The sequence below is a fragment of the Methylobacterium sp. WL18 genome (assembly GCF_008040015.1).
Classification (GTDB): Bacteria; Pseudomonadota; Alphaproteobacteria; order Rhizobiales; family Beijerinckiaceae; genus Methylobacterium; species Methylobacterium mesophilicum.
In genome coordinates, this window is sequence record NZ_VRVD01000058.1 from 1 (window position 1) to 15,534 (window position 15,534).

A 15,534-nucleotide genomic window follows, 5' to 3' on the forward strand; every position below is an offset into this window, starting at 1 on the left:
CGGCCGAGCAGGAGCGTCCGGACGTGAGAGCCGCACGGGAGGCGTGGTTCGAGGGTCAACTCGACCTCGACCCCGATGCCGTCGTCTTCATCGACGAGACGGCGACCGCCACGAACATGGCCCGCACCTACGGTCGGGCTCCACGCGGCGAGCGCTGCCGGCTCCTCGTGCCCCAGGGCCATTACAAGACCATCACCGTCACCGCCGCCCTGCGCACCAGCGGCTTGGTCGCCACCACCCTGTTCGACGGGGCCACCAACGGCGCGCGCTTCCGCGCCTACGTCACCGACACCCTGGTCCCGGTGCTGAAGCCGGGTGACACCGTCATCCTCGACAACCTGCAATCCCATAAGGTCGTCGGCGTGCGCGAAGCCATCGAGGTGGCCGGCGCGCGGCTCCTCTACCTCCCGGCCTACTCGCCCGACTTCAACCCGATCGATCCTTCGACAGGCTCAGGATGAGGAGGCCTTCTCAAAGCTCAAGGCGCTGCTGCGCACCGCCGCTTCCCGAACCGTCCCAGACCTTTGGGCAGCCATCGCCCGGGCCTTCGCAGCCTTCACCCCAGCTGAATGCCGCAACTACATCACTGCCGCCGGATACGACGCTTATGACCCAACCTAAACGGCAACAGCTCTGGTATAGTCTCGGATTTCTAGCTGATGAGGCGGGTAAGTTCCTGGCTCCCAATCATCCTCTGACGGCAGCAGCCTGAGAACGACCTGATATTTCCCGTCGTCCAATTCGAACATTTCTGCTAAGTTAGTGAGCGACAGATCTCCGACTTCGATCCGTTTTATGGATTTAGCGGCCATCGTGGCCCTACCGTTCATTGAACCTATCCACATGTGGCTGCACGGCGAAGGTTCTATGTATATTGTGAGTAGTATATCGAACGAACGCTATAGCTACGCATTGGCAGATTTCTACGAATTCAAACCGGCACATAATAACCGCCTAAGACTGATTGACGTAGATTTGATCAATCGCCCGGCAAAACGGCTCGCTTGCGTGGTTTGGCGCAGTGTATTCCAAGTTAGGTTGCGCAAAATCGATCGTGTCGGCGTCCAGCTGATAGCGCCCACGCCAGTGTCAACTCGGCCCCTCGGTCCGCTGGCGTGGGTGCTCTCTTTGGGAGCGGAGCAACCTTCGAACCCCCGCCTCGATAAACGGACACACACGTGACAGAATCGCCAACCAGTATCGACGAACCACTACCGGGACCGCGAACGTATTGTGTGTTCCGCATCGGCCATGACGGCACCGTGGGGAAAGCCGACATCCTGGATGCTGATACCGACGATGAGGCGAAGGCCATGGCGGCCATGCTGCCCAACGGTCATGGCATCGACCTGTGGGAGCGAGCCCGTTACCTCGCCAGCTACCCGTCCCAAAGCGCGCTGTATCCCGGCAGAGAGTGATTCCGGCTCGGTGCTCGTGACAGCCTGGATAGTTGGCGGGGTTTAGTTTCGCCTGATCGTCCGCTGCACGATATCTCGAAGCGTCGCGATATGGTCGGCATCCAACTCAAATTTGTCGATGAGCATTTGAATCGCGGCCTCCATCTGCCCCGCGTGATAGATGATTTCGAAGATGGGGTGTGAGGGAGGCGCCTTCCCCAGGTCGTCGAAAAGACGTAACACCGGGTCTCGCTCTTCGTCTTTAAATGATATTTTCCACGTCAGATGAACGAGTTTGATCCAACTCACGCGTTCTCTACGGGCTTCCGTCTCGTTGGGGTCGTTTTGCTTGCCGGGCATTGTCCCTCATCGGCATGATCGAGATAGATTGTGCACAATCAAAAACCTAAATGCAGTTTGATGCCGTGTGCTGACGCACAGACCAATCTCAATTCCAAGCTGCCGCCGCAGAACTGGTAGCCGATCCGGCGGGCCGAACTATGTCGGGGCCCGCGTTTTGAGACCGATGGAAGTGGCCCGATATGTCCATGTTAGATCGGTAGGAGATCGTCTGCTTTCCCGGCAGCCTTGCTCCAAAGCGGACAGACCGCAATCGGCCAAACTACGCCATACCGGATCGCCGATGGACGTAAAACCAGCCATTCGGCTTCGCGCCCATTCCAGTCGTTCAACGGCCGTGCACCGGATCTTGAAAGCGGACATGTCCGGCACTGTAGCATCTTCCGTCCGATCGGCTTCGCTGTGCTGGACATGTGTGAAAGATTTTACAGCGCTCAGCCTGGGGCCGCGAAGAGCGGATGGTCGGCGTTCAGACGGCAAGCATCCTACCCCTACGGGTAAGCATGGTGCCGTGTCCGCTCAAACCTGTCAGCGCAGACCTTATCGAAGAGCGCGCACGGCGGCTGAGCGCCCAGCGGTTCTGCCAGCATGGGCTGTCCGCGAATGTCGCCAAGCGAATGGCGCTGGGAATATTGTGATCGTGGATCGAAATAGGGGTCCAATGTATAGCTACTCATGAATGCTCCGCCAGCAGGCATTTCGCTCTCGGACCAGGCTGGGGTGACGAGGCCGGATATGGTAATGAAAATCAAGACTGCTATTGCTCGCTGTTTGATCATCAATTCATCTCGAAAAATCACGACCGCAAAGTCTCATGATCCAATGATTAGGGTTTAATATGTCTTTAGACTGTATTATCTAGCATATCGGCCCCAATCATGGGTCATTTGATCGCGCAAATTAACGTTCTGGCTCGGGCTAGATCATATGGAAAGCGCCAGCTTCTGCGTCATCGAGTTGTGCTGCGCATTGATGCTACAAATCTGTCGCGCTGCAGGGACAAAGATTGACGGCTGCGCGATCGTTTATGCGACACATCCAATCTACGAGCCCCGCTCGACGGAGCACAAATGAATACGGCTCTAAAAAATAAAGAATATTATAGTCTTTGAAATTATCTTCACCACCTAAATCCGTTGCCCGTATGTGGCTCAGGCACCGGGGACACGAGCGCCACCCGCGCCGCAATTTTTGAAAGATCGATCGCTTCTTTTTTCCAAACTAAAAATTGCTTCAAGATGTAAGAGCGAATTCATTCGAAGCACTGTCGAGAGTGACTTATATCGTTGTGGAGCACGGCATGAGCCCGCTTATCATCCACACTGCAAGCCTCATTCTGCCATCTTGAACCGAGGCCAAAGACGGGGCCCGGAGATCCGCAGGACTCGGGCGAAAAGTACGATTGGCCGCATGGATCTTGTTCGGTTCGCCCTGAAGTTCCGCAAGAGCTTCTATGTTCTTGCCGTTCTCATGTTCCTCGCAGGCATCGGCTCGATTGCGGTGGCGCCGAAGGACGTGCTGCCATCCGTGGATATACCCGTGGTGGTGGTGGTCTGGACTTATAACGGCCTCGACGCGACCGACATGGTCCAGCGCATCACGAACTACAGCGAGTTTTCGCTGTCGAGCAACGTGAATAACATTCGGCGGATCGAGTCGACGTCGATCCAGGGGACCGTAACCGAGCGAATCTACTTCGATTCGGCGGTCAGTATCGATCTCGCGATGACACAGGTCGATTCGGCTATGAACGCCATCCGCTCGCGTATGCCGCCCGGGGTGCAACCGCCGGTGATTATGCGGTTCTCCGCATCGTCAGTGCCGGTCATCCAGATGGCCCTGTCGTCGTCCAAGCTGCCCCTCACGAAGGTTTTCGATTACGCCCAGTACCGAACCCGTCGGCGGCTCGCCGAGGTGCCAGGCTCGACCCTGCCGTCCCCATATGGCGGCGCGCCGCGTCAGGTGATGGTCGATCTCGACCCGGCCAAACTTCGCGCGATCGGCATGACGCCGCTCGACGTTCTGAATGCGGTGCTCAAGCAGAATCTGGTCGTTCCCTCCGGGCTCGCCAAGATCGGGACGCAGCAATACACGGTTCGGCTGAATTCAAGCCCGCTTCTGGTCGATCAGCTGAACCGCATCCCGATCAAGGTCGAGAACAACCAGCCGATTCTGCTGCGAGACGTCGCCCAGGTGCGGGACGGTTCTCCGCCGCAGATCAACATCGTCCGCGCCGACGGCCATCACTCCGTCCTCTTGCAGGTGCTGAAGAACGGCGCGGCCTCGACCCTGGACGTCGTGAACGCCGTCAAGGCCGCCCTGCCCGACATCCACGCCGCCGCACCGAAGGGCATGACGATCACGCCGCTGTTCGATCAGTCGGTCTTTGTCTCGGACGCCATCTCCGACGTGGTGCGCGAGGCGGTGATCGCGGCCGGGCTCACCGGCCTCGCGATCTTGCTGTTCCTGGGCTCGTGGCGCTCGACCCTCGTGGTGCTCGTCTCGATCCCGCTCTGCATCCTGACATCCCTGTCGATCCTGGTCGCCATCGGGCAGACCATCAACGTCATGACGCTGGGCGGGCTGGCCCTCGCGGTTGGCATCCTGGTGGACGACGCCACGGTGGCGATCGAGAACACCTACCGGATGTTCGAGGAGGGTTTCCCGTTCCGGCGTTCGGTGGTCGAGGGCGTCGCGGGCATCGCCAAGCCAGCACTGATCTCGACGCTGGCGATCTGCTCGGCCTTTTCGGCGGTCTTCTTCCTCACCGACGCGCCCCGCTACCTGTTCGTCCCGCAGGCCGAGGCGGTGGTGTTCGCGATGCTGACCTCCTACCTGCTGTCGCGGACGCTCGTCGCCATCCTGATCGACGTCCTCGTCGCCCCGGAATACGCCCGGCATCACGGCGGCGCAGAGCCGGCAGTCGACGGGGTGGCGCCGCGGCGGCGCTCGATCCTCGGCCGGGGCCTCACCTTCGTGACGCGTCCCCTCCGCTGGGTGTTCCGGTATCCGCTGCGCGGCGCGCTCGCCTTCCGGGGCGCCTTCGAGCGGGGCTTCACGCGGTTCCACGCGGGCTATGTCGGCCTTCTCTCCGCCGTGCTCCGCCACCCGGGCCGCGCCCTGTGCGGCGTGCTCTCCGTCTTCGCGCTGACCGCAGCGATCTTCCCCTTCGTCGGGCAGGACTATTTCCCGCAGATCGAGTCCAGCCAGATGACGCTGCACATCCGCACCCGCCCGGGTCAGCGGATCGAGCAGGCGGAGAAGCGGTTCGCGCAGGTCGAGGACGTTGTCCGGCAGATCGTCCCGAAGGACGAGCTCGGACTCATACTGGACAATATCGGTCTGCCGGCCTCGAACTACAATTTCGCATTCATGGATGCATCGTTCGTCGCCTACAATGACGGCCAGATGCTGATCAACCTGAAGGGCGAGCACAAGCCGATCTCGTTCTACGAGGCACGCCTGCGCAAGGTCCTGCGTGACGCCTTCCCGGACGACGTCTTCTATCTTCAGCCCTCCGATATCATCACGCAGATCCTCAATTTTGGCACGATCGCCCAGATCGACGTGCAGGTGTCGGGACGCCACGACGCCGACGATCTCGCCGTCGCGCGCGATCTCGTGCGCAAGATCTCGGCCGTCCGCGGGGCGGTCGACGTCCACCTCCACCAGATCGTCGATGCGCCGCAGATGTCAGTGAACGTCGATCGCAGGCTCGCCTCGGAGATGGGCGTCAGCGAACAGTCGATCGCGCAGAACATGAACGTTTCGCTGTCGGGCTCCTTCCAGGTCAGCCCGAACTTCTGGGCCGATCCGAAGTCTGGGATGCCTTACCAGCTCTGGGTCCAGACGCCGGAATGGCGCAATGCCGACATCGACCAGCTGATGAACACGCCGGTCTCGGTCCATGCCACCGGCCATGACAGGCCGGGCATTCCAATCCTGCTGTCGAACATCGCCACGATGCAGCGGCAGCCGGAGCAGACGGTGATCAATCACGTCAACCAGCAGCCGACCTTCGACATCCTCGCCAATGTCCAGAACGCCGATCTCGGCAGCGTCCGCAACGCCGTGGACGGGATCGTCGCCGACGCGCAGGCCAAGCTGCCGGCCCCGGACAAGATCCTGGTTCGCGGCCAGATCGAGAGTATGGAGAGCGCCTTCACCCGGATCGAGATCGGGCTCGGGATCGCGATGGTGGCGGTCTACCTGCTGCTCGTCCTGAACTATCAGACCTGGGTCGATCCCTTCGTGGTCATCGCCGCGCTGCCGCTCGCGTTTTGCGGCATCGTGATGAGCCTGTTCATCACCGGCACCGCCTTCTCGATCCCAGCGCTCTTCGGGGCGATCATGTCGGTCGGCGTGGCGAGCGCGAACTCGATCCTGCTCGTCACCTTCGCCAAGGAGCACCGGGAGGCCACGGGCTGCTCGGCGCGTGAGGCCGCCCTGATGGCCGGCCACACACGGCTGCGGCCGGTGCTGATGACCGCCTCGGCGATGTTTCTCGGCCTGATCCCGATGGCGATCGGGTCGGGCGAAGGCGCCGAGCAGAACGCTGCCCTCGCCCGGGCGGTCATGGGCGGGATCGGCATGGGTACGCTCTCGACGCTGCTCTTCGTCCCGCTCCTCTACACCCTGCTCCGACACAGCCCGATCAAGCCCCTCGAGGATTATTGATGCGCCTAGATCCCGACGCTCACGCGTTCGACGCCCACGAAGCTACGGAGCAGGCGCATCACCACGCCGTCGAGATTGATCCCCTGCGGCAGGACGGGGCAGGGGAGACGCTGGCGCATGCCGACCTGCCGCCCCCGCGCAAGCGGCCCTTCCTGGTGGCCGCCCTGGCGCTCGGAAGCGCTCTCGGCCTCGGTGGCTGGCACCATTGGCAGACCTATCAGGCCTCGCTGGTGACGCAGGCTGAGACAGCCGACTTCATCCCGACGGTGCGCACCCTGTCGGCCACAGAGGACGATCGGCCGATGATGCTGACCCTGCCGGGCCAGACCGAGGCCTTCGACCATGCCGACATCTTCGCCCGCGCCACCGGCTACATCGCCGAGCGCCGGGTGGATATCGGCTCGCGGGTGAAGAAGGGCGAGCTGCTCGTGCGCATCGCCGCCCCCGACCTCGACCAGCAGGCGCGCCAGGCCGAGGCCCAGCTCGGCCAATTCCAGGCCCAACTCGCCGTCGCCCGCGCCGATGTCGAGCAGGCTAAGGCCAACGTCACGCTGGCCAACGCCACCGATGCCCGGACCTCGACGCTGGCCGGACAGGGCTGGGCCTCCAAGCAGAACGCCGATCAGACCCGGGCCGGCATGCTGACGGCCACAGCGGCCCTCACCGCTGCCGACGCGAAGGTGAAGGTTGCCGAGGCGAACATCACGGCGCAGCAGGCCACAGTGGACCGGTTGCGGACGCTGACCACATTCGAGAACGTGGTCGCGCCGTTCGACGGTGTCGTGACCGCCCGCATGGTCGATGTCGGCGACCTCGTGCACGCAGATTCCGGCGGGGGGACGCCGCTCTTCTCCATCGATAGTACGGATGTCCTGCGCGTCTCGGTCCAGGTGCCGCAATCGGCGGCGGTGGGCATCCATGACGGCGTCCAGGCTCGGGTGCGCATCGCGCAGATGCCGGATCGCGTGTTCGACGGGACGGTCTCGCGCAGCTCGGTCGCCCTGCGCTCCTCCGTGCGGACCCTCGACACAGAGGTCGACGTGAAGAATCCCGATGGGATCCTGCGTCCCGGCCTCTACGTCGCCGTGACCTTCGCGGTGCCGCGCACGCATCCCCGCGTGACCGTGCCGTCCGAGGCGCTGATCTTCGATGCGACAGGGACGCGCGTCGCGGTGGTGCAGCCCGACGACACGGTGCGGCTCCGCCCGATCACGATTGCACGCGATCTCGGCACCCGACTGGAGCTGCGCACGGGGCTGAAGAGTGGCGACACGGTCGTCCTCAACCCCCCGGCGACCCTCCAAGACGGTGCTCGGGTCGTTCCGAAGGGCGATTCCGTCTCGAAGGCGCCGACCGCCAAGCTCTCCGAGTGGGCCAGTGCGGAGTGAGGAGCATGAGCCAGCCCAATCACGATCTCGTAAGCTTTGCCGGCCAAATGACGCATTCCACCAACGGAGACCGACCGCCATTTGACAGCGCGCCCGGAGAGGATAATCCCGGCTCCCCTGCAAAGCCGCAGGAGACCAAATCGGACAGCCGAATACAAAATAAGAAGGAAAAAAGAATGCCCAGTGTATTGGTCGTCGAGGATGATCGCCGCGTTGCCGCCGAGATCGGTTCGGCGCTGACGGAATACGGCTTTCAGGTGGACGAAGCGCCGAGCGGGACAACCGGTCTGCGGAAGGCGCTGGAAGGTAACTTTGATGTGATCGTCCTCGATCGCATGCTGCCGGAGATCGACGGCCTGTCGCTGCTCACCAAGCTGCGCGCCGCCAAGGTCTCGACGCCCGTGCTGATCCTCAGCGCACTCTCGGCCGTCAACGAACGCGTCGATGGCCTGCGCGCCGGCGGCGACGACTACCTCGCCAAGCCGTTCGAGTTCATCGAGCTGACCGCCCGGGTCGACGCGCTGGCCCGCCGCAAGATGGCCGCCGAGACGATTAACGAATTGGTGGTCGGCGACCTGCGCCTCGACTTGATCGAGCGGGTCCTGCACTGCGCCGGTCGCGAAGTCGAGTTGCTGCCCAAGGAGTTCGCGATCATCGAGTTCCTGATGCAGAACGCCGGCGTGCTAGTGAGCCGCAAGATGATCTTCGAGTCGGTCTGGGGCTACAGCTTCAACCACCAGTCGAGCGTCATCGACGTCCATATCGGCAAGATCCGCAAGAAGCTCGACCCCGATGGGTTGAACCCCCGCATCCACACGGTGCGCAACACGGGCTTCATCCTCCGTGCGCCTTCTTGACGTCCGCCGCACCAGCGGCTTCCGGGTCGCGAGCCTGTTCTTCGCGACCTTCGGGGGCGCTTCGCTCGCCCTGTGCGGCTTCCTGTACGTCGAGACACGCAGCTACGGCCGCAAGGCCGCCTTCGAATGGGTGGAATGGGAGTCGAAGCACCTCCTGAACCTGCCGCCCCGGGCCCTGCGCGAGCGCATCGACGCGTCGGAGGACTTCGCGGAGGGTGGGCGCCCGCTCGTGCTGTTCGGGCCAGATCACGCGCGCCGCGCCGGTGCGCCGATCCCCTACCCGGCGACGGCACCGATCGGCCATCCCTTCGTCCTGACGCAGCAGACGGAGCACGGGACGCGCACGCTGTTCAGCGAGCTCACCCAACTCCCGAGCGGCGAGTCCGTCTTGGTCAGCCGCTCGGCCAAGGATCTCCAGTCCCTTGAGAACGCCCTGGTCGAGACCTTCTCGTGGGGCATGGCGGCCACCATCGTCATCGGCCTGATCGGCGCCGTGATCTTCGGCGTCGGATCGCTCCGGCAGAACGACGCGATCACATCGGCCGTGGTGCGCATCATGCGCGGGGACCTGAGCGAACGGCTGCCGACGCGCGGCGTCTCGGCCGACCTCGCCCATCTCACCCGCGTGGTGAACGACATGCTCGACCAGCTCCAGCGGCTGATGCTGGAGATCAAGGGCGTCAATGAGAACATCGCCCACGATCTGCGGACGCCGCTGACCCGGGTCATCGGCACGCTGGAGCGGTCCCTGCGCAAGGCCGACAGTGTCAAGGCCTTCCGTGCCTGCAACGAGGATGTGCTCGCCGAAGTCCAGTCGATCGTCGTCCGGTTCTCGGCCTTGCTGCGCATTTCCGAGATGGAGGATCGCCTGCGCCGATCCGGCTTTACGCAGGTCGACCTGAGCCGGCTGCTGGAGGATGCCGTAGAGTATTACGAGCCGCTTGCGGCCGAACGGGGCATCCAGCTCCGGTGGGAGCGGCCTGACGGCGCATCCGAGGTGGAGGGCGACCGCAGCCTGATCTTCGAGGCCGTCAGCAACTTGGTCGACAACGCCTTGAAGTTCACCCCGTCCGGCGGCTGGGTCGAGGTCGCGCTCCTGCAGAATCCCATGGCCATCCGCGTCACCGATACCGGCTGCGGTATCCCCGCCGAAGAGCTGACTGCCGTCCGCACCCGCTACCGACGCGGTGCATTCAGGACCGACAAGAGCGGATTCGGGATCGGATTGAGCCTAGTCGATTCGATCGCCCGGCTCCACAGCGCGGTCTTCGATCTCGCCAGCGACGGGACCGGTTGTTGTGTTACCCTGCTCTGGCCGTTCCAGGATTGCGGCCCCAACGGTCCCGGTGTCGCCCGGACCGAAGCCGTGTGAGGGCTGCGGCATCGGCGGTCAGTACCCGTGGAAGGGCTGGCGTCGCCTGCCGCCTGAGAGCGCTCTTTGCCGAAGTGGAGGCCGATTCGGCGTGCGAGAGCGCGTCACAAAGATGGCGCTTGCGGCAGGCGACCAGCCAACAGGTCAGTAGGACGGCGCGCTGCGATGGTACGTGCGGGTGTTGAGGTGGCTCCACTGCCGGTTCGACGGAACCGACCCGGTATAGACGGGCTGCTGTGGCACGGCCGCGCTGTACCCGGTCGCGCCCTCCCACATGCCGCCCGCCTTATCGTTCCCCTCTGAGGAAGACCACGCGTCGAGACCGCTCCCGTTCGTCCGGACGATGAGGCTGGGATCGATCTGCGCGGCGGACTCGTGCGCGAAGGCGGAGCCCGAGATCAGCATGGTGCCGAACGAGCAAGCCAGGATAAGGTTTTTCATGACTCGATCTCTTGTATCTGCTGTCGCGTGTCGGCGACGGGAGGACACAGTGCGATGGCGACGACTTAAATTCTATCTTTTCTTGCGGAATAATTCTTTCGGTCTTTGAGTGAATTTGAATTTATAAATTCCGTTTCAATCGGATAGTCCCGTGAAGACTGCCGCCGATGCTTGATACCGTGCGCTGCCATGAACGCTCGGCCCCACGGACCTGATCAAAGGGAGAACGCTCGAAGCGCCGTCACCGTGAAGCCAAGACCCATGAGCCCGGGCGGGAGCCTGCTGGGCTCCGGCGGCTGCGATCAGGGTCTCGACACCGAGGCGCCAACACGAAAATGCCGACCGGTTTCCCGGTCGGCGAAGTCGTATGGGTCTGAAGCTCTGGGTTGGATTCGCCCTGCTCCGGTACCTGAGCCCGCCGAAACCAAAACCACAGCCATCGCCCGCTCAGCGGCCCAAAGAGCCTCCGAGGAGCTAGATTACTTGTACAGCACGTGGTTGGATGGGCAATAAAAATAAGTTTTAAGTGCTTAAAAATCGATCGGCACAGGCATTCGAATTCAAACGAGTAAAAGGGCTCGGCCTTTCGACCGAGTCCTTTTGCCAATGCATTCAGGGTGGAGCGCGGAGAGGCCGCGTTTAGAAATCCCGCTGCACACGGAACCGGAATTGCGCCGCGTCCTGCGCATTCACGTAGCGCAGCGAATTCTTAGAGATGTCCGGCGTGACACCGCTGTTCAGCGCGGTGCGGATGTACTCGCCCTCGACGCCGATATCGAGATCCTTCACCGGGGTCCAGATCAGGCTTGCACCGGTGACGACCTGGTTGTTGCCGCGTAGCACCGGGCTCGTCGCGAAGGCCAGGGCGTTGGCGGCGCTGGCGCCCGCCGGTGCGAAGCCGAAGCCCAGGAGCCCGAGGGCGTTACGGCCCTTCGTGTTGTAGTCGATCTCCGCGTAGCTTCCGAAGAACGCCGAACGCCAGGCGGGGCTCCAATAGTGGAGAAGCGAGGCGACGGCCGAGAACGTGGTCGACAGTTCAAGCCGTCCCGTGGCTGGGTTCAAGACGGCGTCTGCGTAATATTGGGCGAAGGAGCCGCCGCCCACCGGAGCCGCTGCGAGGGCATCGTACGGAGCCGTGTAGTTCGAGATGCCGGCATAGGTCAGGGCACCCTGAGCGTACGCGCTCTGCAGGTAGAGCGTATCGCCCTTGGCAATGAACGGCAGGTTGACTTTCAGGCCGCCCTGCACCGCCCAGCCGTAGGCGTTGGAGGCTCGGCCGGTTGGCGAGATGCCGAGGGCGCTGGTCGCCGTCGTGACACCGGCCACCGTGCTGCCGGCATCGCCGGCATTGATTTCGTGGACGGCCGCCGACAGCTGGGCAGAACCCCACGCTTGGTCGATGCGCGCGACGCCGATGAAGTCGGGCATGCGGCTTTTCTGGGTCACGTCGACGAATGCAACGTTGCCGGGTCCGACGACGACTGGTGCCAAGAAGGTCGAGGGGGTGAAGGGATTGAAGGCGTTGCTGTAACCGGCGAACCCGCCCGCGCCCGTGAAGGCGCCAACCGCGGAACCGGTTCCAAAGATCGGGAAGCGGCGATAGGTCGGATCCTCCATCGAGGCGGTCATGGTGACGCCGTTGCCGAACGTGGCCGTGTAGGCCAGCAGGTTCGTGCTGAACGTGTCCGAACCGGCGGTGCCGCCGATCAATTCGAAGTCGTGCGCGTAGAAATCGAAGAACGAAGAGGCCCGGCCGGCCGTCAACCCGGCGAACTGGATGAAGGCCTTGTCGGCGTTGACGTAAGTCTGCGTACGGTTGAAGGCGTCGGCCCCGAGCCCCGGGAACGCCAAGCCCTCCCGCTGACGGGATCCGGAGGTGAGGAAGGGACCGCTGCGGTCGGCGAGGTCGAGACGCACGAAGGCCCGTAGAGTGCCGTAATCGGTCTGCGTGCGGGCATCGAGGTTGATGCGCATGAGGCCAAGATAGCCGGTCAGATCACCGCCGGTTCCGGTGCGGACCTTGCTGGTCTGGTACAGGAAATCGTACCGCGCGCGGCCTGAGATACGAAGGCAGGTATCGCTGCCAGGAATATAGAAAAATCCTGCGCCGTAGGCGTTGCATACGCGCACATACTCGATCGGCGCGGCTTTCATGGTTGGAAGGTCGGCGGCTTCTGCCGCGACGCCTGAGACCAGCATCGCCGAACTGCACAACAAGAGCGTCTTGAGATCGGTCATCGTATCCCCACATGCGACGCCGCGCGCACATTCGTGCAGGCGACAACCCAAAGTTCCGCGTTCAGGCCACGGAAAGAGCCCGTATCCAGCGATCTGCCGCAGTATTTTAGATATTTGGCCGCTCACGAGATCGGCAGCTTGACCGTATCGGAGTGAATTATGTTTGCCAAATAAAATACATTTTTGTTTGAAAATCGGTATTGATTTTATAAAACAGCTTTTTGATTTAAACCGGGGGAGCGGAGAGGACATTCGGTGTCTGGGACGAGGGCCGCAGGAGGCGCAGGCCGACGCTTGGCCCAGATCGTAGCTTCGCGCCGATCCAGCCCAGGCAATCTTCAATCTTTGAAATTTTACTTTTTGTCTGCTGTTAAATTTTTAATTAAACGATCGATTTCAATTTAAAAATAGGTGGCCGATATGGCTTTTAAAGATAGTTGCGAGTATGAAGCCGGCCCCTGGGGGGGGGGATGGACTATGGGTGAACTGGATGGTTGGATTGCCGGCACGTTCCTGATCATCCTGGCCTGGTCGTTATTTGGCCTGCTTGCATTTTCGCATTCCTACGTGATGTTCCTGCCGCTGATAGACTCGCTGAAGTACGACGATGCGGGGAATACGCTGATCGGTATGGCTTTGATCGCGATCAGCCTCGCCTATGCGGCAGCCGTGCTCATTCGAGCCGTTTGGGTGATCCGGATCTGGCTGGTCAGAGGTCAGCGCGACGCCCGCGCGGCGGCCCCGTCGGCGTGAGGCCACGCAATTTGGCGCACACGACGCGCAGTGGCGTGGTGAGCCGCGCTAGGCCAAGAGCGGATTCGGTTGATCCACGACGTGCCGCCGCGTCTCGAACGCTCCAGCTCAACCCCTCCAGGCTGGCGGTATGTCGGCCTTCAGTTCTAAGTTGGCCATAATTCAAAAGCTCATCATTTCGGGATCGACGGAGGTGCGGCCTGTCGAAACATAAAACGGGGCCAGCGCCAATCGTAGGTCGATTACGTCGCAAAATCAGTCAATGGCGCCAAGCAAGTAGGCGGCGAGTGTACGGATACTTGGCGAGCAATAATAGACTAAGACGTCAAAATATATTATTTAAGCTTTTGATTGATTCTCTCTCGACTGCAGTAAATTATATCATGAATGCCGCTTCAGGGCCTGAGTTTTTCGACAACAGCGGTCGAATGAGGTTCGTCCGCTTTTTCAGTGGCGCATCTTCGAAGCGGACGAACCGCTTACGGCCAGCAATTGCCACCACGAAGCGCCCGCCTGAACGTCTCAGATGGGTGGTAAGCTGCCGGTCCGCTCTCGGCGTCGTGTCGCTGAAAGCGGACCTCGCGGCCAAAGCTCACGACGCGGAATACTGTCCTTCGGTGACTTGCTCCACCCGAGAGCGAGTGAGCGAGGAAGGGGTTTCCTCAGAGCATCTCGTTTGGGGCTTGAACCTGCGCGCCGCCGAACACGACGGCCTGCCGCAACGACGGTCGGGACAGGCCGTAGATCAGACGCGGCTCCACCGGTGCGCTGACCGCATCCAGGGCGGCGCGATGCTCCGGGGAAAGCATGAGATCGAGCGCGGCGATGTTGTCGGCCACCTGCTCCGGCCGGCTCACCCCCATCAGCGTCGAGGCGACACCCGATCGTCCGACCACCCAAGCGAGCGCAACGCGCGCCGGCGATTGCCCGATGGCCACCGACACCCGGCGCACACCTTCGACGATGTCCCAGTTGCGCGGCGTGAATAGGCTGTCTCCGAACGGGTTGGACCCGTCGAGACGCTTGTCGTCGGCGGGGCGCGCCTCGCCCGACTGAGCAGCATCCTTCGGCAGGCCGCCTGCCCGCGGACCCGCAGCCTCAACCGTCACGCGATCGTACTTGCCGCTCAACAGCCCGTAGGCGAGCGGCGACCATGGCACCACGCCCATGCCGAACTCGGCAGCGAGCGGGACATGCTCGTCCTCCACCTCCCGGTTCACGAGCGCGTAGAAGTATTGCAACGCGATCGGCCCCGGCAGGCCTCGTATTGCGGCCACCGTCGCGAGCTTGGCGACGTACCACGCGGGCGTGTTCGAGAGACCCCAGTACCGGACCTTCCCGGCGCGCACGAGACCAGCCATGGTCTCCAGCAGCTCCTCCGCCGGCGTGATCCCGTCCCAAACGTGCACCCAGTAGAGATCGACGTAATCGGTCTGCAGGCGACGTAGTGAGCCTTCCAGCGCCGCGTGAACATGCTTGGCGCCGTTGCCGCCCGCGTGCGGCCCCTTGCCCGTGGCAAAGCCAGATTTCGTCGCGAGGACGATCCGGTCGCGCAAGCCGCGCTCGCCGATGAAGCGGCCGAGCATCGCCTCGCCCTCACCGCCCGCGTACACATCGGCTGTGTCGATGAAATTGCCGCCCCGCTCCAGGTAGGCATCGAACACGGCGCGGCTGCCGGCCTCGTCCAGCCCCCAGCGCGCGGTGCCGAAGGTCATGGTGCCGAGGGCGAGCGGACTGACCGCAAGGCCGGAGCGGCCGAGCGTACGGTAATGCGTGAGGTCCATTGTTGCATATCCCTGCTGATACCCCACAGGATAGAGCCGCCGTTCGTAGGCGATTAGCCCCAAACATCGGCAAGGGCTTGTGAGCGGAGTTCAGGAATGCGACGGGGCACGCTCGATGATCTCGCGGCCTTCGCGGCGGTCGCGCGCACCCGCAGCTTCACGCGGGCGGCGGCCGAGCTCGGCTTGTCCCCCTCGGCGCTCAGCCACGCCGTGCGGGGGCTGGAGGAACGGCTCGGGGTCCGGCTGCTCGCGCGCACCACGCGTAGC

Annotated in this window: 11 protein-coding genes and 1 pseudogene; 8 read left to right on the forward strand and 4 right to left on the reverse strand. The window is 62.7% G+C overall.

What is annotated here, in order from left to right:
* Together FV228_RS07775 and FV228_RS07780 are read left to right on the forward strand one after the other, a co-directional pair.
* Positions 1-621: pseudogene (locus tag FV228_RS07775) on the forward strand (IS630 family transposase); the annotation flags it as partial.
* A gap of 614 nt (positions 622-1,235) precedes the next feature.
* Positions 1,236-1,418, forward strand: a complete 183-nt coding sequence (locus FV228_RS07780; protein WP_147854079.1) for a hypothetical protein — start codon at positions 1,236-1,238, stop codon at positions 1,416-1,418.
* A gap of 42 nt (positions 1,419-1,460) precedes the next feature.
* Here FV228_RS07780 and FV228_RS07785 read toward each other — a convergent pair whose 3' ends face one another.
* Positions 1,461-1,757, reverse strand: a complete 297-nt coding sequence (locus tag FV228_RS07785) for a hypothetical protein (protein ID WP_147854080.1) — start codon at positions 1,755-1,757, stop codon at positions 1,461-1,463.
* Positions 1,758-3,167: 1,410 nt separating this feature from the next.
* Between FV228_RS07785 and FV228_RS07795 the strand changes: the two genes are divergently transcribed.
* From FV228_RS07795 to FV228_RS07810, 4 genes are all read left to right on the forward strand, one after another.
* Positions 3,168-6,434, forward strand: coding sequence for an efflux RND transporter permease subunit (locus FV228_RS07795; protein WP_147854082.1), 3,267 nt, complete (start codon positions 3,168-3,170; stop codon positions 6,432-6,434).
* Positions 6,434-7,822, forward strand: a complete 1,389-nt coding sequence (locus tag FV228_RS07800) for an efflux RND transporter periplasmic adaptor subunit (protein WP_147854083.1) — start codon at positions 6,434-6,436, stop codon at positions 7,820-7,822. Before FV228_RS07795 ends, FV228_RS07800 begins: the two co-directional genes overlap by 1 nt.
* A gap of 176 nt (positions 7,823-7,998) precedes the next feature.
* Positions 7,999-8,679 carry a response regulator transcription factor gene (locus FV228_RS07805; protein WP_147854090.1) on the forward strand — a complete coding sequence of 227 codons (681 nt, stop codon included), beginning with the start codon at positions 7,999-8,001 and terminating at the stop codon, positions 8,677-8,679.
* Positions 8,666-10,051 carry a HAMP domain-containing sensor histidine kinase gene (locus FV228_RS07810; protein WP_147854084.1) on the forward strand — a complete coding sequence of 462 codons (1,386 nt, stop codon included), beginning with the start codon at positions 8,666-8,668 and terminating at the stop codon, positions 10,049-10,051. The genes FV228_RS07805 and FV228_RS07810 overlap by 14 nt, the downstream gene beginning before the upstream one ends.
* A gap of 144 nt (positions 10,052-10,195) precedes the next feature.
* Here FV228_RS07810 and FV228_RS07815 read toward each other — a convergent pair whose 3' ends face one another.
* Positions 10,196-10,492: a hypothetical protein gene (locus FV228_RS07815; protein ID WP_147854085.1), complete on the reverse strand. Its 297-nt coding sequence runs from the start codon at positions 10,490-10,492 to the stop codon at positions 10,196-10,198.
* Between the two features lie 639 nt (positions 10,493-11,131).
* The gene (locus tag FV228_RS07820) at positions 11,132-12,730 is read right to left on the reverse strand and encodes a porin (RefSeq protein WP_147854086.1); all 1,599 of its coding nucleotides are present in this window, start codon (positions 12,728-12,730) and stop codon (positions 11,132-11,134) included.
* Positions 12,731-13,207: 477 nt separating this feature from the next.
* On the opposite strand from FV228_RS07820, the gene FV228_RS07825 reads away from it, so the two are divergent.
* The gene (locus tag FV228_RS07825; protein WP_147854087.1) at positions 13,208-13,483 is read left to right on the forward strand and encodes a hypothetical protein; all 276 of its coding nucleotides are present in this window, start codon (positions 13,208-13,210) and stop codon (positions 13,481-13,483) included.
* Positions 13,484-14,145: 662 nt separating this feature from the next.
* On the opposite strand, the gene FV228_RS07830 is transcribed toward FV228_RS07825, so the two are convergent.
* Positions 14,146-15,267 carry an aldo/keto reductase gene (locus tag FV228_RS07830; RefSeq protein WP_147854088.1) on the reverse strand — a complete coding sequence of 374 codons (1,122 nt, stop codon included), beginning with the start codon at positions 15,265-15,267 and terminating at the stop codon, positions 14,146-14,148.
* Positions 15,268-15,363: 96 nt separating this feature from the next.
* On the opposite strand from FV228_RS07830, the gene FV228_RS07835 reads away from it, so the two are divergent.
* Positions 15,364-15,534, forward strand: a 171-nt coding sequence (locus tag FV228_RS07835) for a LysR family transcriptional regulator (protein ID WP_147854089.1), incomplete at its 3' end; no start/stop codon positions are given.

Coding starts and splice junctions, on each gene's coding strand:
- FV228_RS07785 (WP_147854080.1), bottom strand. CDS start 1,757: ATGCCCGGCAAGCAAAACGACCCCAACGAGACGGAAGCCCGTAGAGAA.
- FV228_RS07795 (WP_147854082.1), top strand. CDS start 3,168: ATGGATCTTGTTCGGTTCGCCCTGAAGTTCCGCAAGAGCTTCTATGTT.
- FV228_RS07800 (WP_147854083.1), top strand. CDS start 6,434: ATGCGCCTAGATCCCGACGCTCACGCGTTCGACGCCCACGAAGCTACG.
- FV228_RS07805 (WP_147854090.1), top strand. CDS start 7,999: ATGCCCAGTGTATTGGTCGTCGAGGATGATCGCCGCGTTGCCGCCGAG.
- FV228_RS07815 (WP_147854085.1), bottom strand. CDS start 10,492: ATGAAAAACCTTATCCTGGCTTGCTCGTTCGGCACCATGCTGATCTCG.
- FV228_RS07820 (WP_147854086.1), bottom strand. CDS start 12,730: ATGACCGATCTCAAGACGCTCTTGTTGTGCAGTTCGGCGATGCTGGTC.
- FV228_RS07825 (WP_147854087.1), top strand. CDS start 13,208: ATGGGTGAACTGGATGGTTGGATTGCCGGCACGTTCCTGATCATCCTG.
- FV228_RS07830 (WP_147854088.1), bottom strand. CDS start 15,267: ATGGACCTCACGCATTACCGTACGCTCGGCCGCTCCGGCCTTGCGGTC.